General features: G+C 69.6%; 22 protein-coding genes. 8 read left to right on the forward strand and 14 right to left on the reverse strand.

Features of this window, described 5'->3' with window-relative positions; genetic code table 11:
- The first annotated feature begins 72 nt into the window (after positions 1 to 72).
- Together RWN05_RS14205 and RWN05_RS14210 are read left to right on the forward strand one after the other, a co-directional pair.
- A complete protein-coding gene (locus tag RWN05_RS14205) occupies positions 73 to 1,113 on the forward strand; it encodes a LacI family DNA-binding transcriptional regulator (RefSeq protein WP_314140012.1) in 1,041 nt (346 codons plus the stop codon).
- A gap of 37 nt (positions 1,114 to 1,150) precedes the next feature.
- The gene (locus RWN05_RS14210; protein WP_079002954.1) at positions 1,151 to 2,068 is read left to right on the forward strand and encodes a carbohydrate kinase; all 918 of its coding nucleotides are present in this window, start codon (positions 1,151 to 1,153) and stop codon (positions 2,066 to 2,068) included.
- A 19-nt stretch (positions 2,069 to 2,087) separates the two neighbouring features.
- Here the strand turns inward: RWN05_RS14210 and RWN05_RS14215 are convergent, their stop codons facing one another.
- Positions 2,088 to 2,720, reverse strand: coding sequence for a MerR family transcriptional regulator (locus RWN05_RS14215; RefSeq protein ID WP_314140014.1), 633 nt, complete (start codon positions 2,718 to 2,720; stop codon positions 2,088 to 2,090).
- Positions 2,721 to 2,789: 69 nt separating this feature from the next.
- On the opposite strand from RWN05_RS14215, the gene RWN05_RS14220 reads away from it, so the two are divergent.
- On the forward strand, positions 2,790 to 3,290 hold the full coding sequence (locus tag RWN05_RS14220) for a DUF4188 domain-containing protein (protein WP_079002952.1): 501 nt from the start codon (positions 2,790 to 2,792) through the stop codon (positions 3,288 to 3,290).
- Between the two features lie 24 nt (positions 3,291 to 3,314).
- The gene (locus tag RWN05_RS14225; RefSeq protein WP_314140016.1) at positions 3,315 to 3,833 is read left to right on the forward strand and encodes a DUF3592 domain-containing protein; all 519 of its coding nucleotides are present in this window, start codon (positions 3,315 to 3,317) and stop codon (positions 3,831 to 3,833) included.
- Here the strand turns inward: RWN05_RS14225 and RWN05_RS14230 are convergent.
- Both RWN05_RS14230 and RWN05_RS14235 read right to left on the reverse strand, forming a co-directional pair.
- Entirely contained in the window at positions 3,824 to 4,447 is a 624-nt protein-coding gene (locus RWN05_RS14230) for a hypothetical protein (protein ID WP_064294701.1), read from the reverse strand. The genes RWN05_RS14225 and RWN05_RS14230 overlap by 10 nt on opposite strands.
- Positions 4,448 to 4,493: 46 nt before the next feature.
- Positions 4,494 to 5,762: an ammonium transporter gene (locus tag RWN05_RS14235; protein WP_064294702.1), complete on the reverse strand. Its 1,269-nt coding sequence runs from the start codon at positions 5,760 to 5,762 to the stop codon at positions 4,494 to 4,496.
- A gap of 178 nt (positions 5,763 to 5,940) precedes the next feature.
- On the opposite strand from RWN05_RS14235, the gene RWN05_RS14240 reads away from it, so the two are divergent.
- Positions 5,941 to 6,252, forward strand: coding sequence for a GNAT family N-acetyltransferase (locus RWN05_RS14240; RefSeq protein WP_314140018.1), 312 nt, complete (start codon positions 5,941 to 5,943; stop codon positions 6,250 to 6,252).
- Between the two features lie 97 nt (positions 6,253 to 6,349).
- Here the strand turns inward: RWN05_RS14240 and RWN05_RS14245 are convergent, their stop codons facing one another.
- Positions 6,350 to 7,693 carry a BNR-4 repeat-containing protein gene (locus RWN05_RS14245; RefSeq protein ID WP_314140019.1) on the reverse strand — a complete coding sequence of 448 codons (1,344 nt, stop codon included), beginning with the start codon at positions 7,691 to 7,693 and terminating at the stop codon, positions 6,350 to 6,352.
- A 256-nt stretch (positions 7,694 to 7,949) separates the two neighbouring features.
- The gene (locus RWN05_RS14250; protein ID WP_314140021.1) at positions 7,950 to 9,221 is read right to left on the reverse strand and encodes a DUF222 domain-containing protein; all 1,272 of its coding nucleotides are present in this window, start codon (positions 9,219 to 9,221) and stop codon (positions 7,950 to 7,952) included.
- Positions 9,222 to 9,461: 240 nt separating this feature from the next.
- Here RWN05_RS14250 and RWN05_RS14255 point away from each other — a divergent pair, with 240 nt between their 5' ends.
- Positions 9,462 to 10,052: a DUF805 domain-containing protein gene (locus RWN05_RS14255; RefSeq protein WP_121294004.1), complete on the forward strand. Its 591-nt coding sequence runs from the start codon at positions 9,462 to 9,464 to the stop codon at positions 10,050 to 10,052.
- 88 nt (positions 10,053 to 10,140) lie between these two features.
- Here the strand turns inward: RWN05_RS14255 and RWN05_RS14260 are convergent, their stop codons facing one another.
- On the reverse strand, positions 10,141 to 10,599 hold the full coding sequence (locus RWN05_RS14260) for a VOC family protein (RefSeq protein WP_071259176.1): 459 nt from the start codon (positions 10,597 to 10,599) through the stop codon (positions 10,141 to 10,143).
- A gap of 98 nt (positions 10,600 to 10,697) precedes the next feature.
- Between RWN05_RS14260 and RWN05_RS14265 the strand changes: the two genes are divergently transcribed.
- Positions 10,698 to 11,705, forward strand: a complete 1,008-nt coding sequence (locus RWN05_RS14265) for a YafY family protein (RefSeq protein WP_079002946.1) — start codon at positions 10,698 to 10,700, stop codon at positions 11,703 to 11,705.
- On the opposite strand, the gene RWN05_RS14270 is transcribed toward RWN05_RS14265, so the two are convergent.
- The 8 genes from RWN05_RS14270 to RWN05_RS14305 all read right to left on the reverse strand — a co-directional run bounded on the left by RWN05_RS14270 (position 11,659) and on the right by RWN05_RS14305 (position 21,227).
- Complete coding sequence (locus tag RWN05_RS14270) at positions 11,659 to 12,246, reverse strand: DUF1349 domain-containing protein (protein WP_079002945.1); 588 nt, start codon at positions 12,244 to 12,246, stop codon at positions 11,659 to 11,661. The two genes, RWN05_RS14265 and RWN05_RS14270, sit on opposite strands and share 47 nt — an antisense overlap.
- A gap of 35 nt (positions 12,247 to 12,281) precedes the next feature.
- Positions 12,282 to 13,859, reverse strand: a complete 1,578-nt coding sequence (locus RWN05_RS14275; protein ID WP_314140023.1) for a glycoside hydrolase family 32 protein — start codon at positions 13,857 to 13,859, stop codon at positions 12,282 to 12,284.
- Between the two features lie 81 nt (positions 13,860 to 13,940).
- Positions 13,941 to 15,389: a glycoside hydrolase family 32 protein gene (locus RWN05_RS14280; RefSeq protein WP_314140025.1), complete on the reverse strand. Its 1,449-nt coding sequence runs from the start codon at positions 15,387 to 15,389 to the stop codon at positions 13,941 to 13,943.
- A gap of 4 nt (positions 15,390 to 15,393) precedes the next feature.
- Positions 15,394 to 16,434: a LacI family DNA-binding transcriptional regulator gene (locus RWN05_RS14285; RefSeq protein ID WP_121294009.1), complete on the reverse strand. Its 1,041-nt coding sequence runs from the start codon at positions 16,432 to 16,434 to the stop codon at positions 15,394 to 15,396.
- Positions 16,431 to 17,345, reverse strand: coding sequence for a carbohydrate ABC transporter permease (locus tag RWN05_RS14290; protein WP_121294010.1), 915 nt, complete (start codon positions 17,343 to 17,345; stop codon positions 16,431 to 16,433). The genes RWN05_RS14285 and RWN05_RS14290 overlap by 4 nt, the downstream gene beginning before the upstream one ends.
- Positions 17,342 to 18,223 (reverse strand): sugar ABC transporter permease, encoded by an 882-nt coding sequence (locus tag RWN05_RS14295; protein WP_314140057.1) that lies wholly within the window; start codon positions 18,221 to 18,223, stop codon positions 17,342 to 17,344. The genes RWN05_RS14290 and RWN05_RS14295 overlap by 4 nt, the downstream gene beginning before the upstream one ends.
- Before the next feature lie 70 nt (positions 18,224 to 18,293).
- Positions 18,294 to 19,655 (reverse strand): ABC transporter substrate-binding protein, encoded by a 1,362-nt coding sequence (locus tag RWN05_RS14300; RefSeq protein ID WP_254628360.1) that lies wholly within the window; start codon positions 19,653 to 19,655, stop codon positions 18,294 to 18,296.
- 81 nt (positions 19,656 to 19,736) lie between these two features.
- A complete protein-coding gene (locus RWN05_RS14305) occupies positions 19,737 to 21,227 on the reverse strand; it encodes a glycoside hydrolase family 32 protein (protein ID WP_079002939.1) in 1,491 nt (496 codons plus the stop codon).
- 139 nt (positions 21,228 to 21,366) lie between these two features.
- On the opposite strand from RWN05_RS14305, the gene RWN05_RS14310 reads away from it, so the two are divergent.
- The gene (locus tag RWN05_RS14310) at positions 21,367 to 21,642 is read left to right on the forward strand and encodes a hypothetical protein (protein ID WP_064294714.1); all 276 of its coding nucleotides are present in this window, start codon (positions 21,367 to 21,369) and stop codon (positions 21,640 to 21,642) included.
- Positions 21,643 to 21,774 lie beyond the last annotated feature (132 nt).

The following is a 21,774-nucleotide window of genomic DNA, read 5'->3' on the forward strand; positions in this document are numbered from 1 at the left end:
TCAGCAGACGAAACATAACACAGCTCCGCGCGATATGCTGAACTGATTCAGCAAACCGCACGAGGGAGTGTCATGTCCACGCAACGCCGCCGCACGACCCTCGCGGACGTCGCGGAGCGCGCGGGCATGTCCAAGGCCGCGGTGAGCATGATCATGAACGACCGCCCCGGTTCCCGGCTGTCCGCGGACGCCGTCGAACGGGTACGCGCCGCCGCGGCGGAGCTCGACTACCGCCCGAACCCCGCGGCCCAGGTGCTGCGCCGCGGGAAGACCAGGACGATCGGGTTCATCTCCGACGAGGTCACGCTCACCCGGCACGCCTCGGGGCTCATCGGCGGTGCGCTCGAGGTGTCGAAGGCCCACGACCACACGATGCTCATCGCGGAGACCGAGGGGATCGAGGGTGGTCTCGCCCGCGCCTTCGAGACGATGATCGACCACCGGGTCGACGGCATCCTCATCGGCCTCCTCGGCGCCCGCCTCATCGACCTCCCCGCCACCTCGACCGGTGTCCCCGTCGTCGTGCTCAACGGAGCGTCCTCCTCGGGACACGCGAACGTCCTGCCCGACGAACGTGCGGCCGGGTACGCGGTCGCGAAACGGCTCGTCGACGCGGGCCACAGACGGATCGGCGTGGTCGGCGACCTGCCGCAGGACGTCATCGACGATCCGCGACAGACGGCCACGGTGGCACTCCGCTTCGCAGGCATCGCCGCGGCGTTCGCGGAGGCCGGGATCGAACCTGCTCGGGTCGACATCGTCGAGTGGCAGCCGGAACCCGGTTACGAGGCGACGGCCACGCTCCTCGAGCGCCACCCGGACGTCACGGCCATCCTCGCCGCGAACGACGGCGTCGCCTTCGGTGCCTACCAGGTGCTGCTCGAACAGGGACGTCGGATCCCGCAGGACGTCTCCGTCGTCTCCTTCGACGACGAGATCCTCGCCGGCTACCTGCGCCCGGGCCTCACCACCGCACGGCTGCCCTACCAGGAGATCGGCGCGCTCGGAGCCTCGATGCTCCTCGGTCAGCACGCCCTCGGGCACGAGCTGGTCACCATGCCGATCATCGAGCGCGACTCGCTCATCGCCGCGGTGTCGACCGACGCCGGTTGACGCCACCCGACCCTCGGATCCAGCAGAGAGAGATGCCATGCACGCAGCCCCCACGACCGACGTCCTCATCGCCGGCGAGACCCTCATCGACATCGTCCGGCGGCTCGACGGGACGCAGGCGGAGAGTCCCGGCGGCAGCCCGGCGAACGTCGGGATCACCCTCGGTCGGCTGGGCCGCGCCCCGGCCCTGGTGACCCATGTGGGCGACGACGAGCGAGGCGTGGCGATCCGCTCCTGGCTCGACGCGTCCGCGGTGACCCTCGTGTCCGCTCCGACCGGCCGGACGTCCACGGCGCAGGCGACCCTCGACGCCGAGGGCGCGGCCACCTACGAGTTCGACCTCTCGCTCGATCTGGAGGCCGCGGGTGCGCCGGACGCCGCCGTCGTCCACACCGGCTCGATCGCCTCGGTCCTCGAGCCGAGTGCCGACCGCCTCCGCGAGTTGGTCGAGGCGCGTCGTCCCTCGGCGCTCATCACCTACGACCCGAACATCCGGCCGTCGCTCATCGACGACGCGGCCCGCGTCCGTCAGGCGGCGCTCGACTGCATCGCGCGTGCGCACGTCGTGAAGGCGAGCGACGAGGACGTCGCGTTCCTGCTGCCCGGTGTGGCACCGGTCGACGCCGCTCGGGAGTGGGTCGCGGCCGGGCCGGGACTCGTGGTCGTGACGATGGGTGGTGACGGGGCTGTCGCGGTCAGAGACGGTTCCGTGCTCGAGATCGAGACGCCGCGGGTGCAGGTGGCCGACACCGTCGGTGCCGGCGACACGTTCATGGGTGCGCTGATCGACGGACTGCTGACCGCCGGTATCGCGGGGCCCGGGGTCGAGGAACGGCTTCGTGGGGTGTCCGACGAGGTGCTGCAGCAGCTGCTCGACCGCGCCGCGCGGGCCGCGAGCATCACGGTGTCGCGGCCGGGGGCGAACCCGCCCACCTCGGCGGAACTCGACGCCTGAGGCGCTGGGCGCCTGAGCCTCAGGACGGCTGGGTTGCCGGCGCTCCCGTCCCCGCGAACCGCTCCGACGACACCACCTGCTGGGCCGCCCGACGGAGGGCGAGGATCAGCGGTTCGGTGAGCACGGTGCCGAGCACGATGTACTGCACCGCGAGCTCGGGGGAGTCCGCGGGGATGCCGTCGATCTCGGCTTCGGCGATGCGGCGCGCTGCGACGACGTAGCGGTCGAGGACCGTGGGTGGCACGGTGAAGCCCGCTCGTTCCAGGGTATCCAGGGCCCCGGCCAGGCCGGCGAGGAGTCCGGGGTCGCACTGCGCCTCGATCCCGCCGAGTCGTTCGTAGAGCTCCAGTGCGCGGGTGGTGTCGACCGGACCGCTCGGGCGCGGGGTGACGGCGGTGTGGGCGACGCCGAGGAGGTCGTAGGGGCCCGCCGGCGGCGAGTCGAGCGCGGCGACGACGTTGCGGGTCTCCGCGATGCTCACGCCGGCGGTGAGCAGCGCGCGGATCACGCGGAGCCGGGACACGTGTGCGTCGCCGTAACTCGCCTGGGTCGCCGAGGTGCGCTCGCCCTCGGGGAGGAGTTGCTCGCGCAGGTAGTACTTGATGGTCGCCACCGGCACCTCGGACACCGCCGCGAGTTCCGAGATCCTCATCCTGTCCCCCTCGTCTGGATAGTGCTACTATCCAACTTGGATAGCGTCACTATCGAACAGGAGCAGTCTATGTCACGCGTCGTCGTCGGCCGAATCACCCATCGTCACGAGGGTGAGCTCGTCGTGTTCCACATCGGAATGACCATCAACCAGTGGTGGCGGGTGGACAAGTGGCTCCCGATCTTCGGTGACATGCCGCGCATGCTGCAGGAGCTCATGTCCGACCCGGAGTCCGGGCTCCTCGGTTCGCACATCCTGCTCGGTTCCAGCGGCCCGTACCTCGTCCAGTACTGGTCGTCGATCGACAAGCTCTACGCCTACGCGTCGGCTCCGGCCTCCGCCCATCGGCCCGCCTGGTCGCGCTTCAACAAGCGTGCCCGATCCGCGCCGAAGGCCGTCGGCGTCTGGCACGAGACGTTCCTCGTCGATCGCGCCGAGAGCATCTACGTGTCGACCCCGTCCATGGGGCTCCCGGCGGCGACCGAGGCGGTGCCCGTCGGGTCGCGGCAGCAGCACGCGCGACAGCGGTTCGCCGACGGCCGGACCGGTGCGTCGGAGGCATCGGCCTGACCGCTCGTGTGTTGAGATGGGCGGGTGGACCTCCAGAAGCAACCTGCCGCCGCGGCGTCGCATCCCACCCGCAACCGTCTCGGCGTCGCCGCGCTGATCCTGGGCATGCTCCTCGTCGGTCCGGTGATGATCGCGATCGGCGTCGGCCTCCGGCTTGCGGACGACCAGTTGCTGGAGACGGGGACGCGCACCACCGGCACGATCACCGAAGTGCAGGACGGTGTCGAGGCCTCCGACCTGGATTTCCGGGTCGACTACCGGTCCACCGACGACGTCGTGCACTCGGTGTGGGAGTCCTGGGACATCAGCGACCGGCCGTCCGTCGGCGACGAGGTCGTGATCGTGTACCGGGCGACAGACCCGGGTGCGGCGGTCGTCGAGGGCTATGGGGGCGAGGGCGAGTGGATGACGGGCCTCGGAGCGGTCTTCACCGTCATCCTCGGGGGGACAGGTGTCCTGATGCTGGTGATGACGGGCCGTGGGAGGTCGGAGCGTGCGCAGGCGCGCCGTGCTGCGATGCAGGCTTCGGCCGCTCAGCGGTAGCGCGGCGGAACGGCGAACGGCGCGGAGACGAGTGCGGCACCCTGCGGGACCTCGCCCTCGCCGCGCCGGATCGGACCGCGCAGGGCGAGGGTGATCCGCAGGCCGTCGGCGGGATCGTGCGCGGCGTCCGGCTGCTCGAAGCTCAGCGTCGGCGGGTCCTCCGAGGTGCTGTAGCTCAGCAGGATCATCGAGCTCGACCCCGAGGCCCGGAGCCGTGGTCTCGAGAGGCGCACCGAGGCTTCGCGGACCGTCAGGACCTCGTCGCGGTGCAGGATGCGCCCGGGGCCGTTCAGCTCGTTCCCGCCCGCGCGGACCGCGACTTGTGGGCCGGCGAAGCCGACGATCGCGTGGTTCATGTCGTCGGGAGCGGCGATGAGTCCGGCGGCGTCACGGAGCTCGACGACCTGCAGTCGCCAGCGGATGAGGCGGTCGACGTCGGTGCTCGTCCAGACGTCTCGCACGCTGCCACGGCCACGGTCGAGTGGTTGCCGGACGAGGTCGGCGAACCGGACGAGCCGGGGCGGGCCCGGGTCGGCCGGTGGTCGTGACGCGACGTCGACGAGGACGAGATGAGCGGGGGTGGCAGCCGGTTCGGGTCCAGCTGCTCCGCGCATCTCGTCCTCGTCGGGTCGGGTCGGGCAGGTCGTTCAGGCCGGTGGATCAGGCCTTGGTGTCGACCAGGACATACCCCTCTTCACCGTGGACCACGGTGTCGATGCCGGCGATCTCGTCCTCGTTCTTCACGCGGAAGCCGATCGTCTTCTCGATCGCGAAGCCGATGATGAAGGCGAGCACGAAGGAGTAGATGAGGACGGCGAACGCGGCGATCGCCTGGACGAGCAGCTGCGAAGCGTCACCACCCATGAAGAGGCCGGTGCCGTTGGCGAAGAAGCCGAGGTACAGGGTTCCGATGAGGCCACCGACGAGGTGGATACCCACGACGTCGAGCGAGTCGTCGAAGCCGAGCTTGAACTTCAGTTCGATGGCGAGGGCGCACACGACACCGGCCACGAGGCCGAGGACGATGGCCCAGATCGGGTGCAGCGAACCACACGCCGGGGTGATCGCGACGAGACCGGCGACGGCACCCGATGCGGCACCGACAGAGGTCGGCTTGCCGTCCTTGATCTTCTCGACGATGAGCCAGGCGAGCAGGGCTGCGGCCGGCGCCGCGATGGTGTTGACGAACACGAGTGCAGCGGTGCCGTCGGCCGCCAGTTCCGAACCGGCGTTGAAGCCGAACCAGCCGAACCAGAGCAGACCGGCGCCGAGGAGCACGAACGGCGGGTTGTGGGGGACGTGGACGCCCTTCTTGAACCCGACGCGGCGGCCGAGGACGAGCGCGAGGGCGAGGGCTGCAGCACCGGCGTTGATGTGGACCGCGGTGCCACCGGCGAAGTCGATGACGCCGACGCCGAAGACGTCCTGCAGGCCGTGCGTGATCCAACCGCCGTACGCGAAGCTGCCGTCGTCGGCGAGGCCGAAGTTGAACACCCAGCTCGCGACGGGGAAGTAGACGACGGTCGCCCAGATGCCGGCGAAGATCATCCAGGAGCCGAACTTCGCGCGGTCGGCGATGGCGCCGGAGACGAGGGCGACGGTGATGATCGCGAAGGTGGCCTGGAAGGCGACGAAGGCGAGTGGCGGGTAGGCCGCTCCCTCAGGCGTCTCGAGGGCGGCGGTCAGGCCGATGTTCCCCGTGTCGATCGCCCAGGGGGCGACGGTGCCTTCGGAGCCGGGGAACGCGATCGCGTACCCGTAGAGCACCCAGAGGACGCCGATGAGGCCGAGTGCGCCGAAGCTCATCATCATCATGCTGATGACGCTCTTCGCCTTGACCAGGCCGCCGTAGAAGAACGCGAGCCCTGGTGTCATGAGCAGCACGAGTGCCGCTGATATCAGGATGAACGCTGTGTTTCCTTGATCCATTCGAGGTGCCTCTCCGCAGGGACGCGGCTGGAGCGCGTCGGGTGCGCCCAGCGTGACACCGGCGTGTTTCCGATGGCCTGTGCGCGTGTTTCCGGCACGTTGCGGAATCGGCCCCTGCGTAAACAGCACATGACGGATCGCTCGACGTACAGTGGGGAACGAACGGAAGGGAGCCCCGATGTCGACATCGAGCACACCCGAGGACGGCCCGCAGGTCGTCCGCAATGATGACAGCCATGAGTACGAGATCCAGGTGGGGGAGCGCGTCGCCGGGATCGCCGGGTACCGGGAGGAGCCCGGTCGCATCCTCTTCACCCACACCGAGATCGCTCCGGACTTCGGCGGACGAGGGCTCGGCAGCGTCCTCGCCGCCGCGGCACTCGACGATGCGGTCGAGCGAGGACTGACGATCGTCCCGTACTGCCCCTTCATCCAGGCGTATCTCCGGAAGCATCCCGACTTCAGGGGCGAGGTGTCCTGGCCGGAGTGACCGGTCGTCATGCGGCGTGAGCTGGCCGTTCGTCCGGGCCGAGCTCCGGAAGGTTTCGGACTTCAGCGGCGAGGTGTCCTGGCCCAGTGACCGGTCGTCACTCGGTGCGTGGCAGCCTGAGCAGGACGGCCTCGCACCGGTGGTCCTGCGAGCTCGCCATGTTCCCGCGGAACCACAGGAGCGAGACCGTCGAGGGGTCACCGGGTGCGACGATCGGACGCAGGTTGTCGACGTCCGAGTCCTCCGTGAGCGGCGTCCACGTCCAGGTCGCTCCGCCGTCGCCGGTGCGACCATGGAAGATCTCGTGGTGGGCGAGCGGCTGGTCGTCCCGAGGATCGATCGGCGTCGAGACGTAGAGCGAGTCGAGGTCGTCCGGGTCGATGGCGGCGAGTCCGGTGTAGTCCTGTTCGTGCGGGAGGAGGCCGGGGCCGGCGAGGGCGAGCGGGTGCACCTGCCAGGAGCCGCCGGGCGTGAGGCGGGCGAACAGGAACCGGTGGTCCAGGACGGGCCGGAGGCGTTCGGTCGCCTCGTCCGGATGCGCTGGTCCGTCGTCGGCGCGGGCGGAGACGGCGGCGGCCACGGTGCCGTCGGGGGCTCGTCGCACGTCGACGGTCCAGCAGTGGGAGAGTCGGTCGCCGGCCCAGGTGCCGCCGTCGGGCATTCGTGAGCCGGCAGCGACGAGGGTGGTGAGCTCGACCTGCGAGGGTGCGTCGCCACGCAACGGATGCGGGTCGACGACGGCGCCCTCGGTCCGGTGGAGCCCGTCGGCGTCGAGGAATCCGTGGTAGACGCTGTTGTCGTAGTCGCGCGGGTGGTGGTCGGTGGTGATGAGGTCGATGCGACCGGGGGAGGAGACGTAGCGCGTGTAGCCGTTGACGTAACCGACCTTCGGCCGTGTGAAGAGCTTGCCGGCGTAGTTCCAGGTGTCGCCGTCGTCGTCCGACACGAGCGCGCACTGGTCGTCGTTGACGGCGCGGGCGAAGCAGTACATGCGGCCGTCGAGTTCGTGGAGGTTCGAGTACGTCACGCCGAGTCCACCGGTGTGGGCGCTCCAGTCGAACGTCTGCTCGGGCCCCCAGTGGCGTGGGTCATCCGGTTCGCTGATGCGCCAGCGGGTGAGGTCGTCGGTCTTGTGGCGGGTGTACATCGCGAGCCAGCGCCCGTCGCGCCGCCGCCAGAGAGCCGGGACATCGTGGTCGTCGGACTCGAGGAGTGCGTGCAGGACGACGATGTCGGCGGTGCCGGTGGTGAGGTCGACGACGGTGACCTCGACGTTGCCGCCGCGCTGCTCGCCGTCGACGCCGCCCGTTGACGCGATCGAGCCGACGACGAGCAGGTTCGACGTTGGATCGACGAGTGCGCGCTCGTCCTGGAACCAACACCAGGCGGCGTTGTCATTGACGACCATCGGCGTGGTGGAGGTGTCGTTTCGGCGCAGCATCGCGACCTTCCGGGTGGGGTTCCGGACGAGGTTACCGGTGCGAGCGTGCGCCCGGCAAGCGCTTTCCGGGACACGGTTCGGCGTGCGCTCTGGCCGGCGGCGGGACCGGAAGTGCCCCGCGTGGACCGCTTCCGCTCGCCGAGGTGTCCCTACCCGACTGCCCTTCGACAGGCTCAGGGACCGAGACGTTCCGGCTGAACCTCCTCCGGTCACTGAGCTTGTCGAAGTGACCACGAAGGAGCCTTCGTCGGCGGGGTCAGAACGGGGCGGGGTCCGGTTCCGTCTGGTGGTGTTTGCCGTCGGGTGTCGTCCACTCGAGGACGCCGCCCGGTTTGTGGTCGAGGTTCCAGCCGGGGAGATGTTTCATGCGATGGTGATGCCGACACAGGCAGGCGAGGTTCCCGACATCTGTCGCCCCTCCGTCCTCCCACGCGACCGAATGATCGAGATCGCACGCTCTGGCCCGTCTGCCGCAGCCCGGTGCCCGACAGGTGCTGTCCCGAAGCCGGACCGCGCGTTGCAGGTCGGCCGGAACGCGGTACTGACTGCGGCCGACGGAAAGGACCGCACACGTTTCCGGCTGAACCAGGATCCGGGTGAAGCTCGGTGCGTTCACCGCGATGCGTGCGGCGGTCTCGGGGTCGATGGGTCCGTAGCCGTCCAGCGTGGCAGGGGCCTCTGAGACACCGGCCATCGTGAGCGCCGGGACCGTGATCTGCACGGTCGGCTTGATGTGCTCCTGGACCTCGATCGGATGCGGGAGCACCGGGTTCGATGCGACGTCCTCCGGGGTCACACCGGTCAGTGCGAGCGCCGCGAGGGCGTCGGCCTGCAGTTGTCCGCAGGTGCGAGCGTCGCCGGCCTGGCGTGCCTCCGCGGCGGCCGCTTCGACCCGCTCGATGATGCCCTGCGCGATCGGCGCGGTGGTGAACAGGTGCACCCAGGCCATGCCGTCGGCGGCCGGCTCGAACTCAACCCGACGGTCGGCCTCAGAGCGGACCGCTCGGGCGGTGATCGATTCCGGATGGAGGCGCTCGCGCAGGACGCGGGCGCGTTGCCGGAGGTACGAGACGGTCGCGCCTTCGGCGACCGGCAGCACCTGCTCGAGGAACACCGCCCGGCCAGCGGCAGGGACGTCGCAGAGCTGGTCCGTGATCACCTGTGCATGCCTCGCCGAGATACGGCCCGCCTCGAGCGACGCCAGCACCGCCGGTGCGTCGTTCACGAGGCGCTCGGCGTCGTTGGTCGCACGCTGGATCGTCCGCTCCGGGATCCGGGTCGCCATCGCGAGGGCCGCACAGGTGGAGCGACGGGACAGGGCCTGGCGTTCGGCCGGCGGGAAGATCGCAGGGACGGTGGCGTCGGCGAAAGCGTCCGCGTAGGCAGCGGAGCGGGCCAGGAGACGCGCCTTGCGTGCGTCGAGGACGGCCTGCTGGCGGTGGAGGTCCGCCCATTCATCCGAGAACTCCGCGAGACGCGCGGCGTATTCGTCGCTTGCGCGGATCGCGCTGAGCGTGGTCTCGGTCATGGGACGAGTCCACCATGGACCACTGACATTCCAGATGCCGAGTCGGGTCGGTTGTGGAAGGGTCCTCGTGTGCCCTTCGACAGGCTCAGGACCGGAGGCCGGAGCGGGTGCTCGGGGCTGGATGAGGATCACCGAAATACCGCGGAGCATGCCCGAAGTCGGTCGGTCGCGCAAGTTGTTCTGAGGTGGACATGTGTTATGCCAGGGTCTCATTACCGAGTACCTCGATCGAAAGACACCATGAGTTCCAACGCCACCCCTGACTACCCCGCGACGCCGACGTACAAGCAGCCGTACGCGCCCGCTCCGATCCACGGCGCCGCCTCCCCGGATGACCTGACGCTCCCGCTCTACGGAGCGACGTTCCCGCAGGCGGTCAAGCGCTACCTCCGCAAGTACGCGACCTTCACCGGCCGTGCTTCTCGGAGTGAGTACTGGTGGGTCACGCTGTTCGTCTTCCTCGTCGCGCTCATCCCGAACATCCTGTTCTTCACCGGCGTCCTGATCGGCGCGACATCCGCTGCCGCGCAGCGCGAGGCCGTCGTGTTCGACAGCAGTACCGGCTCTCGGACCTACTACACCCAGCCCGGCATCCTCGAGATCCCCGGGGCTGCTCCGCTGATCCTGACGGGTGTCGTCCTCCTCGGCCTCATCTGGTTGGCGACCATCGTCCCGAACCTGGCCCTCGCTTGGCGCCGTCTCCACGACGCCAACTTCCCCGGCCCGTTCTACTTCTTCTCGCTCATCCCGTCGGTCGGCGGCATCATCCTGCTCGTCCTCTTCCTCCTGCCCTCGAAGCCCGAGGGTCAGCGGTTCGACACCGTGCGCTGAGTCGCAACCCGACGACCGGAACGGGCCGGTGCGGACGTGATCGTCCGCACCGGCCCGTTCCCTGTCTCGCCGGACGGGCGTGGACGCCTCAGCCGGCCGCCGCCACGTCGAGCACCCACGTGACGCCGAACCGGTCGGTCACCATGCCGAAGCCGGGGCTCCAGGCGGACGCGGCGAGCTCTTCGACGACCGAACCTCCCACGACGAGTCGGTTCCAGAACACCTCGACCTCCGCGAGCGTCTCGCCACGCACCGCGACGAAGCAGGACTGTCCGGTGACGGTCGCCCCGTGCTCACGGCGGGTCGTTCCGGTGCCGATCAGGGACGCCGCCGGAGCTCCGGGGCTGTCGTACGCCATCACCCGGAAGCCGTCCTCGGATTCGACCTGACCGAAGACGACCAGGTCGGCGCCCGGGGCGTCCTTCGGCATCCCGACGTCGCTGTAGCTCGCGATCGTCGTCCGCCCGCCGAAGACGGACTGGTAGAACTCCAGCGCAGCGCGGGCGTCGCCCTGGAAGTTGAGGTGGGTCGTGGTCGTGATGCTCATGTGTGCTCCTCGAGTCGTGCCGGGCTCCTCCCGGTCGAGCACCACTGTCCCAGGCGTCTAGGACAGATCGTGTCCTGCACTCGGACTACGCTCGCACCATGGCCTCACCGACCTCCAGACTCCTGCAGTTGCTCTCGCTCCTGCAGGCGCGCCGCGACTGGCCGGGTGCCCTGCTCGCCGACCGGCTGGACGTCAGCCACCGCACGATCCGCCGCGACGTCGACCGGCTCCGGGAGATGGGGTATCGCATCGAGGCCACGATGGGGCCGGACGGCGGGTACCACCTCGACGCCGGGAGTGAACTCCCGCCGCTGCTCTTCGACGACGAGCAGATCGTCGCGCTCACCGTCGCCCTCCAGACCACGGCCGTCGCGGGATCCGGGTTCGAGGAGCCGGCGCTCCGAGCGCTGACGACCGTGCGGCAGGTCCTGCCGTCGCGGCTGCGGCATCGACTCGACGCCCTCGACGTCACTTCGGTGCCCCGAGCCGGAGACGGACCGACGCCGCAGGTGGCCGTGCCGGTCCTCCTCACGCTGTCCGCGGCCATCCGCGCGCGGGAGGTGCTCCGGTTCGGGCGATCCGACGACGACCCGGAACCGCCTCGGCGCGTCGAGCCGCACCACCTGGTCACCTCCCAGGGGCACTGGTACCTCGTGGCCTGGGACCTCGACCGCGACGACTGGCGGATCTTCCGCGCCGACCGCATCGTGCCGAGGACGCCGACCGGACCGCGGTTCCGTCCGCGTGAGGTGCCGGGTGGAGACGTGCAGGCGTTCGTGGCGGCGAGGTTCAAGGGATCCGAGCAGACCGACGCCTGGCCCTGTGTCGGCACCGTCGTGCTCCACCTGCCGTTCGAGGCGGTCCGACCGTTCGTCGGCGACGGCATCGCCGAGCCCCTCGGCCCGGACCGCACGCGCTACACCGCCGGCGCATGGTCGTGGGTGGCGCTCGCCGCCTCCCTGAACCGCTTCGACACCGACATCGACGTCGTCGAGCCGCCCGAGCTCGTCACCGCGTTCGCGCAGCTCGCCGAGCGCAACGCCGCGACCGCACGGACGGTCAGCCGTGGAGCGCGTCGTCCGGCCGACCGAGACGCACCGCGGTGAACCGGACCGTGAGGCCGGCGCGCGTCGGGGCCGCACAGAACAGTCCCGCCTCGACGTCGGCCTCCGGGTCGAGGTGGGCGACGCGGACCAGTCGCCAGTCCTCGTCGTCCACCCGCGCGCGCACGGTCACGGCGTCGCCGTCGCGGCTCGCGCGCACCGTGACCGTTCGTCCGAGCCAATCGGGGACCGGTGCCACCGACCAGTCGGAGGTGCCGTGCGTGACGACCGCGCCGAGCTGGGCGACCCCGTCGGACACCTCGACCCCGGCCTTGATCCACGTCGACTCGGAGGCGCGGAGGAACACGCCGGCCTGATCGAACTGCTCGGAGCCGTGGAGGACGAACGACACCTCGACCGCCGCCCGTCGCTGCATCGGCGCGATCAGCGCGTGCTCCGTGTCGTGGACGAAACCGTACGAGGTGTGCCGCCAGGCGTCACTTCCCTCGACGGCGGTGACGAGCAGGGAACCGTCCGGCTCCGTCGTCACCGCCGCAGGGGCTGTCGTCCAACGTCCGTGTTCGACCAGGTTCTGCAGATCCATCCGTCCATCCTGACGTATGGATGCGCGCGCTGGCCTCAGATCGCCGTGCCGAACTCGCGGATCGTGATCGCCGAGGCGGTCAACGGTCCGCCGTCGGTGTAGAGCGAGATCCCCGTGTCGCCCTCGGCGAAGTGCACCTGCTGCGAGACGACGGTGTGACCGGCGTTGACGAAGACCTCCACGCTCTGCGTGTCGACGAAGACCCGCAGATGGACCGAGCGTGCAGCCGCGTCGATCGGTGCTGCGGCCCGGGTGTACGGCTGCAGCGAGAAGCCCGCCAGGTCGGACGGTGCGCGGTCGACGTAGAGCTCGGCCCCGGCCTTCCCGATGTTGGTGTGGCGAGAGCCGTCCGCCGAACGACCGACGGAGAGACCGACATTGGTCGCGGTGTCCCAGGTGAGGTCGAGTTCGATCTCGTACGCCCGGCCGCTCCAGGGCAGGACGGCGCTCCCGGTGACGGTCTGGTCCGGGAGGGAGACGGTGGAGGTCGCATACCCGGCCAAAGCGTCCACGGGTGAACTGAGCAGGCTGTACCGACCACCGGACTGCGCCTCGAGTCGTAGCTCCCGGACGACGGAGTTCTGGCCGTTGTAGCCGTCCGAGGCGTCGGTGGGGACGTCGCGGGCCGCGTACTTCCAGTTGTTCATCCACGCGATCGCGAGCCGGCGGTCGTCGGGCGACTCCGCCTTCGGCCAGGTGACGGCGGCGTACCAATCCCAGCCCCAGTCCAGCCACTGCGGGGTGAGGTCGTCGGCGGTGAACCGCGTCCCGTCCCACGTGCCCGTCCAGTAGGCGTAGGTCATCGGCAGGCCGATCGAGTAGGCGTCCATGCTGGCGCCCAAGACCCAGTGCCAGCTGCCGTCGCCCGCTCGCATCTGGAACAGGTCCGGGCACTCGATGCCACCGAGGTCGTGGTTCGGGAAGTCGAAGTTGTGCTGCAACTGCCACGTCGTGAGGTCGGGCGAGGTGTAGAAGGCCGCGTAGCGCGCCCGGCCGATGACGCACACCCATTCGTTCCTGGCCGCGTCCCAGTGGACCTTCGGGTCCCGGAACCACTCGGCGTTGTCGATCTCCGCCGGGGTCTGGGCCGCACGTCCGTCGGTGTTCACGATCACGGGGTCGGGGAGCATCGTGAAGGTGAAGCCGCCGTCCGTCGACCAGTAGAGGTACTGCTCCTGATACTTCCGGACGCCGTCCGTGGGCTGCGTCGCGAGTGCGATGACCGCACCCGCCCCGAAGCCGGCGGTGTTCGCGGTGTCGACGACGGCGGAACCCGACCACACCGGGAAGTCCGGCTGCAGCGGCATGACGGTCCCGTGGTGGGTGAAGGCGACGCCGTCGGTCGTCGTCGCGTGATCCCAACCGCCCGGACCGTTGTTCTGGCCGGAGTGCAGGTAGTACAGCTGGTACGCGCCGTTCGTGAACACCGGTCGTTGCGGGTCGCAGAGCCACCCCGACGGCGGCGTCATGTGGAACACCGATCTGAGGGAGGCCTGCGCCTGGGCGGTGGTCGCCGCCTGGGCGGCGAGGGGCGTGCCGGTACTCGCGAACAGGGCGAGCGCCCCGAGGCCGGCGCCCTGGAGGACGGTCCGGCGGGAGAGGTCGTGCGTCATTGCTGTTCCTTTCGTCGGTGCCGCGGGCGCGCCGAAGGCACCCGTGGCGGGATGGTGCTGGATCGTGCGGTGGAGGATTGCTCAGGCGAGCGCGTGCACCTGGTCGGTGGCGGGCGCCCGGTCGAGGACGGCGACGGCCACCGAGACGGGACTGGCGCGTTCGCTCGCGAGGGTCAGCGTCGGTCGTCCGCTCCCGAGGATGACGAGGTCGGAGACGGTGGCGAGACCGCCGTCGACGAACAGCTCGAGCAGCGGGCCGTCGAGGCTCAGGAGGAGTCGAGCCGGCGGGTCGCCGACGAGCGGAACGATGCTCGTGGAGGCGAAGTCGGGGTGCACCGTGTCCATGGCACCGCCCGACCGGGTGACGGAGAGTGACGCCGTCGCCGGGTCGTGGACGATGAGGACCGCACCGTCGGTGTCGGCCGTCAGCCGGAGCCGCAACTCACCCGTGACCGACGGATCCCAGCGCAACTCGACCACGCCGTCACCCTCGAGCACCAGGTCGACGGCGTCCGAGGACACGGCGACGGTCGTCGGGTCGATCGCGGCCAGTCGTTCCCTGACGAAGGCCGGTGGCTCCTGCACGAGTCGCTGCTCGCCGTCGACCGTGGTCAAGGACAGGCGTCTGGGGAGCGACATCGCGCCCCGCCACGGCGAGGCGGGAAGGTCGGCGGCGTAGCGCCAGTTGCCCATCCAACCGAGGATCACCGCTTCACCGTCCGGAGCGCGGTCGAACCCGACCGCCGCGTAGAAGTCCCGACCGTGGTCGAGCCGCTGCAGCTCGGCCCGCTCAGGCGTGAACGCCGAGCCGTCGAAGTCGCCGACGAGATAGCTCATCGACGACCCGTCCGGGTCCTGCACGTCGCCGATCGGGTTGGTGCTGAGGAGCAGGACCCACCGGACCTCGTCCGGGCGGCCGTCGACCGCGAGCGGGATGAGGTCGGGGCACTCCCACACGACGCCGGTGGGACCGACCGGACCGACGGTGCTGAGGTGCTCCCAGGTGCGGAGGTCGGTGGAGGAGTACACGAGGACCTGGCGCTCCACGGCTTCCACCGCGAGCATGATCCAGCGGAAACCCGCGGCGTCCTCGTACCGGATGATCTTCGGGTCGCGGAAGGCGTGCGAGCCGCGGTCGAGGATCGGGTTCTCCGGGTCGCGCTGCCAGGTGAGCCCGTCGTCGTCACTGGTCGCCCGGGACTGCGCCTGCCGACCGTCGGTGGACACGCTCGTGTAGTACGCCGTGAGGCGCCCGTCGGGACCCGCGGCGACCACGGATCCCGAGTACACCTGCTCCTCGGCGGTGTACCGCAGGGCTACCGGATGCTCGTCCCAGTGCTGCAGGTCGACGCTCGAGGCGTGACCCCAGCTCATGTTGCCCCAGTCGCCACCCTCCGGGTTGTACTGGAAGAACGCGTGCCACCGCCCGTGATGGAAGACCAAGCCGTTCGGGTCGTTCATCCAGTTCCGCTGTGGCGTCAGGTGGAAGCCGGGCCGTGGAAGGGCGTGCTGCTCGTCGTGCACGGTCACGCCCTCAGACGGAGTGCCGCGGGACGGCCGGGCAGGCGATGAGCTGCGGCCCGGCGGGCAGCGCGGCGTCGAGACCGAGCAGCCGACGGACGCCGGCCGCTCCGAGCTCGTAGTGGGGGAGGGCGACCGTCGACAGCGGCGGCCGGAGGTGGGCGGCGATGACGTCCTGGTTGTCGAACCCCATGACCGCCATGTCGTCGGGGATCCGCAGTCCGCGCTCGCGCAGCCCGTCGTAGAGTCCCATCGCCACGCGGTCGTTGTGGCAGAAGACCGCGGTGGCGCCGGAGTCGACGACCTCGGCGGTCGCCGCGTACCCACCCTCCTGCTCCGGTGATGCCGGGAACACGAGGGCGTCGTCGAACGCCACTCCCGCCGCCTGCAGCGCCGAGCGGTACCCGGCGAGCCGGCCGGTCTGCGCCGGTGAGGGGGTCGTCGTGTTGACGAACGCGATCCGTCGGTGGCCGGCCGCGAGCAGCGCCTCGGTCGCGGTCCGCCCGCCCTGCTCCTCATCCGGCACGACGGCCGGGAGCCCGCTGCCCGCGGCGTAGCAGTCCACGAGCACGGTGTCGGTCTGGAGGAGCGCCTCGGGCACGGTGATCTCGTGGTGGAACCAGGTGGAGTACAGGATCCCGCGGACCTGGTGCTCGAGCATCATCGCGATCGCCTCCTCCTCGGCGGCCGTGTTGCCGTCGGTGTTGGCGACGAGCAGGACGTAGCCGTGGCGCCACGCCTCGTCCTGGGCGCCGTGGATGATCTGGCCGGCGAACGGGGTGGTCGCGATCGCGTCGGCGACGAGGCCGATGAACCGGGAGTGCCCCTGGGACAGCGTCTTCGCGAGGGCGTTCGGCCGGTAGCCGAGCTCCGCCACCGCCTCGTGCACCCGACGTTTGGCGTCCTCGCCGATCCGCGACCCCGGCTTGTCGTTGACGACGTGCGAGACGGTCGCCACGGAGACGCCGGCGGCCTTCGCGACGTCGCGCATCGTGATGCCCGAGGTGTTCTTCGGGTGGTCTGAGCCGGGCTTCGGCTGGTCGGTGCTGCTCATCCCTTGGTCGCTCCGCTCTCGAGGCCGCTGATCATCGCTTTGTTCAACACGAGGAACACCAACAGCAGCGGTGTGACCGTGACGCAGACGGCGGCGAACGTCGCCGTCCAATCAGTGTTCCCCATCGCCCCGATGTAGTTCTGCAGGCCGAGCGGGATGGTCTTCAATCCGTCGGAGAGCACGAAGGTGTTCGCGAAGATGAAGTCGTTCCAGATGAAGATGCTGTTGACGAGCACGACGGTGATGATCGTGTTGACCGAGAGCGGGAACGTGATCTGGCCGAAGATCCGGTACGGACCCGCCCCGTCGAGCGACGCGGCCTCGTACATCTCCCTCGGGATGTACTCGTAGAACGACGAGAACAGGTACACGGCCATCGGCAGGGCGAACGCCGCCAGCGGGATGATCATCGACAGGTGGGTGTCGAGCAGGCCGACCTGCGAGTAGTCGATGAACAGGGGGACGAGCGCGATCTGCACGGGCACGATGATGCCGAGGAGGAACAGACCGCGGACGAGCCCGCTGAACCGGAACCCGAGGACCTGGAGCGCGTACGCCGCCATCATGCCGGCGATGACGATCAGGGCACTCGACCCGAGGGTGACGATCAGGCTGTTGACGATGTTGAGCCCGAGGTTGCCGGTCGAGAACGCCCTTGCGTAGTTGTCGAGCGTCCACTCGGACGGCAGCGCGAAGGGGTTGCCACCGGCGAAGTCGGCCGCCGTCCGGAAGCTCGTGACCAGCAACCAGACGAGCGGGTAGACCTGGACGAGCACGATCGCGACGACGGTCACGGTGAGGATCGTCCGCTGCACCCGCACGCGCGGGGTGTGCCGGGGCTTCCGCTTCGGTGTCGACGCCGCCGGGGGCGCGACGTGTTCGGTCGGCCGGGCGGGGAGGGTGGCGGTCATGACTTGTCCTTCCGTCGGAGCAGCAGGAAGATGAGGCCGACGGCGACGAGACACTCGACGACGATGAACATCGAGATCGCGCTGGCGTAGCCGTAGTCCGTGTGGACGAACGCCGTCTTGTACATGTACGTGGTCAGCAGTTCGGACGACTGACCGGGCCCGCCGTTCGTCAGCAGGTACGGGATGTCGAAGCCGCGGAGGGCGAAGGTGGTCGCCATGACCGTCGTCGTGATCCACACCGGCCGGATGTACGGGAAGCGGATCCGCCAGAAGATCTGCCACCAGGATGCGCCGTCCAGCCGGGCGGCCTCCTCGAGGTCGCGGGGCACGGCCATGAGGGCGGCGTAGATGATGAGCATGTACAGGCCGGTGAACCGCCAGCCCTCCGGGATCGACACCGCGGCGAGGACGGTCTGCACGTTCGACAGCCAGGCCGTCTGGAGGTCGCCGAGTCCGACCCACGCGAGCAGCTGGTTGATCAGCCCGACCGGTTCGAGCGCGTACAGCCGCTGGAACAGGATGGCGATCGCGACCGTCGAGATGACGGCGGGCAGGAGGTACAGCGTCTTGACGAGCTCGCGGGCCCGGGGGAGGGCGGTGAGCAGTCCGGCGACGAGGAGCGCGCCGCCGAGCTGGAGCACCAGGCAGATCGCGAGGTAGCCGAGGGCGTTGCCGAAGGAGGTCCAGAAGACGTCGTCCCGCGTGAGCATCTTGACGTAGTTGTCGAGTCCGACGAACACCATGTCCGTGATGCCGTCCCACGAGAAGAGGCTGAGGAACAGCGACTGCACGATCGGCAGGAGCACCGCCACACCGTAGAGGACGAGCGGCGGCACGAGGAACACGAGCACCGACAAGGTCGACCGGCGGGGCAGCATCGAGGTGGACATCGGCTTCCGCCGCCGCGGTGGGCGGGCCGGTGCCGCGCCCACCGCGGTCTGGGTGAGCTCAGTCATCGACGTTCTCCGTGAGGGCCGCGTCCATCGTCGCGATGAACTCGTCCGGCGTGATGTCGCCCTGCACGAGCAGGGTCAGCTCCTGCTGGAGTCGGGTGTTCGTGGCCGGATCGAGCTGGGTGTCCCAGGGCATCGCGATCGCCGGTCCGACGCCGTCGGCCTGGGCCACGGAGCTGGCGTACAGCTCGGTCGCGTTCGCGGGGACGGTGGTCTGCGCGGAGGTCGTCGGCGACAGCGCGCCAGTCGCCGCGTAGAGCTCCGGGTAGCGCTCGAGGGCGAACGCGAGGAAGTCGCGGACGAGCGGGTCGTACGTCTTCGCGTTCACCGCCATGCCGATGCCGGACGGGGTGACGTACTCGTTGTCGGCGGTGACGGCACCGTCGATGGTCGGCAGCGTGAAGGTGCCGACCGCGTCACGGACGCCGGGGTCGAGCGCATCCGTCGCGAGGTTCGAGAGCTCCCACGTGCCGATGTTGTAGACCGCGGCCTTGCCCGAGGTGAAGAGCGCCTGCGCGTCCGCGTAACCGGTCGAGGAGAAGCCCTCCTGGAAGCAGCCGGCCTGCCCGAGGTCGTACAGCCACTCGGCCGCGGCCTTCCCGGCCGGGTCGGAGAAGGAGGCCTTCCCGGCCTTCAGGTCCTGGATGTACTCGGGACCCGCCATCCGGAACGGGTAGTAGGCCATGTAGCGCTCGAGCGGCCACTGGTCCTGACCGTCGAGCGCGATCGGGGTGACGCCCTTGGCGCGGAGCGCCTTGCACATGGCGGGGAAGTCGTCGAGCGTGGCCGGGACGGTGACACCGGCGTCCTCGAGCAGGGAGCGGTTGTACCAGAAGAACTCCAGCTGGAACTCGAACGGCACCATGTAGAGCGAGCCGTCGTCGAACCGCTGGTAGTTGAGCGCAGCCTCGCGGTAGGAGTCGGCGAGACCGAGGTCCTCGAGGAGCAGGTCGACGTCGACCATGCGGCCCTGCTTCGCGAGCTTCTGCGCGAACGGTGTCGCGTCGGTGTCGAAGAGTTCAGGGAGCTTGTTCGCGGCCGCCAGGGTCTCGTACTTCTGGATGTAGGACGGGCGGTCGGGGGTCGTGATGAGGTTCAGCGAGAAGCCGGGGTGGTCCTTCGCGTACTCGTCGGCGATCTGCTCCATCGCGGTGATCACCCCGCCGTCGGCCGGGCGGGAGAGCAGCCACGAGATCTCGCGGGGGACGATGTCGCCCTTCGGATCGACGTCGGTCGGGTCCGTGGCGCTCGATCCGCCGGCGCAGCCGGAGAGGGCGAGTGCTGCAGCGGCGACGAGGGCCACGAAGGCGGTGCTGCGGGTGGGGCGCATGGTGCGGGGGCGTGCGGTGGTTGGCATGGTCGGAATCTCCGTTGATCGATCACAGGTGGGTGCGGGTGTGCGGGTGGTGGTGCAGGCGGGCGGAGCGTGGTGTCGGGATCAGGACGTGGTGCTGGTCAGCAGTCGGTGTGAGGTGGGGTCGTCGTCGGAGTCGCCGCCGTCGCGCTCGAGGAGCGTGCACGCCTCGACGGTGACGGTCCCCTCACCGACGAAGACGCCGACGCGACCAGCCGGTCGGTCGTAGAGGCGCGTGCTGAGGACGACCGCGTCGTCGACGGTCGCGACGCAGAGGTCGCCGTCGACGATCACCTCGAGCTCGTGCAAGCCGGGGGCGAGGTGGCAGGGGCGTTCGAGTTCGACGACGAACGGGACGTCGCCCGAGATCTGCCACTGCTCCGTGCCGGTGCTGGAGCGGGGCCAGCGGTCGAACACGAGGCGGTCGCGCTTCGGCTCCAGGCGCAGGACGTAGCCCTCGTCGCCGTCATCGCTCGCGCGGAGGAGGACACCGCACTCGGTCGTGCCGGGGGCGATGTCGAACCGGGCGACCAGCCGGAAGGAACTCGGTGCGTCCACGGCCGACAGGGCGTCGGCGTACCCGTCGGGGGCGCTCAGGACCGTGCCCGAGGTGACGACGGTGTCCGTCGGCTCGTCGGCGGGCGCGAAGGTGTCGCGGAGTTCGGTGGGCGGATGGAAGGCCAGGGTGCCGTCGGCACGCTGCTCCGCTTCGAGGACCGACATGGTGCCGGCCCACTGCCAGGCGCCCGCGTCGTGGGCTCCCTCACGCGAGGCGATCCAGCCGAAGAAGAACCGGCGTCCGTCGCGGGCGGCGGACTTCGCCGCGTAGTAGGCGCGTCCGTCGAGCGTGTCGTGCTCGGGGACGAGCCAGGGACCGTGCAGGGTGCGCGACATCCGGTAGCGCGTTGTGAACGACTCGCTGAACTCGGAGGACACGAGGTACCACCAGTCGCCCCACTGGAAGACCTCGGGGCACTCGTGGGCGATGTAGCGGCGCGGGTCCCAGAACGGCTCGACGGGTTCCCAGGTCGAGAGGTCGGTGGAGGTGCACTGGGCGATGACGCCGCGACGCCGTTCCGGGCCGTGTGCGTGTCGGGCGGTGATGAGCATCCGCCAGACGGCCGCGTCCTCGTCCCAGAAGACGAAGGGATCCCGCCAGTCGGCGGTCTCATATCCTGCGGTGGCGCCGAAGGTGTCGGCCTCCCGGCGCTCCCAGGTGCGCATGCCGTCGGTGCTGACGGCGTGCATGACGAGTTGCAGCGCCAGACCGTCGGCACCGCGGCGCTCCGGGTGCTGTCCCGTGTAGAAGACGTGGTGGATCCCATCGGGGTCCAGGATGACGCTGCCCGTGTAGACGTTGAAGTCCGGCGCGGACGGTCCGCCCGACGGCAGTGCCTCACCGAGCTCGTCGAAGTCGACGAGGTTCCGGGTGGTCACGCGATGCCACGGCATGCCGATCTTGGGAACGCGACGCGATTCGTGCAGGTAGAAGAGGTGGAAGACACCGTCCTCCTGCCAGGGGATGACGTCTCCGACCCATGCGCCGTTCGGCTGGTGGAACCCTCGTTGGTTCATGACGTCCTCTGCAGTGAGTGGTTAATCGGTTACGCAGTTACCGTAGCGAGGCGCAGTGAAGGTGGTCAAGCGGTTAAGCAAAGTTAAGCAGCTCGAGTATCGACTTGCCTCACGCGACATTCGAACGTATGTTCGATCCATGACCCGCCCGCGTCCGATCCGCCTCGACCACGACACGTGGCTCGTGATGCGGAACGATCCCGTGATCCCGAAGGCGGTCATCGAACGGCGCCGTGATCGGGGTGGTGCCGACGCGTACTTCGTCATCGCCTGGGACATCGATCCGCTCAAGCGGGTGTTGATGAGTGTGCAACCGAGCCTGGAACGCGCGGACGCCCTCGTGCGGTACGACGTCCCGCGCACCGCGTCCGACCGCGACGGGCCGCCAAACGGACTCAAGGCCACCCCGCGCTGATCCACGGGCTCGGCAACCGCCCAGCAGACCCATCGACGACGTATGGACGGCTCATAGGAAGCCCATAGCCGCCACGCCGATGCTCGTCTCACGACCGATCGAGACCACCGATCGCAGACGAAGGCGAGGCGC

Origin of the sequence: uncultured Plantibacter sp. (assembly GCF_963518075.1) — a bacterium.
Lineage (GTDB): Bacteria > Actinomycetota > Actinomycetes > Actinomycetales > Microbacteriaceae > Plantibacter > Plantibacter flavus_A.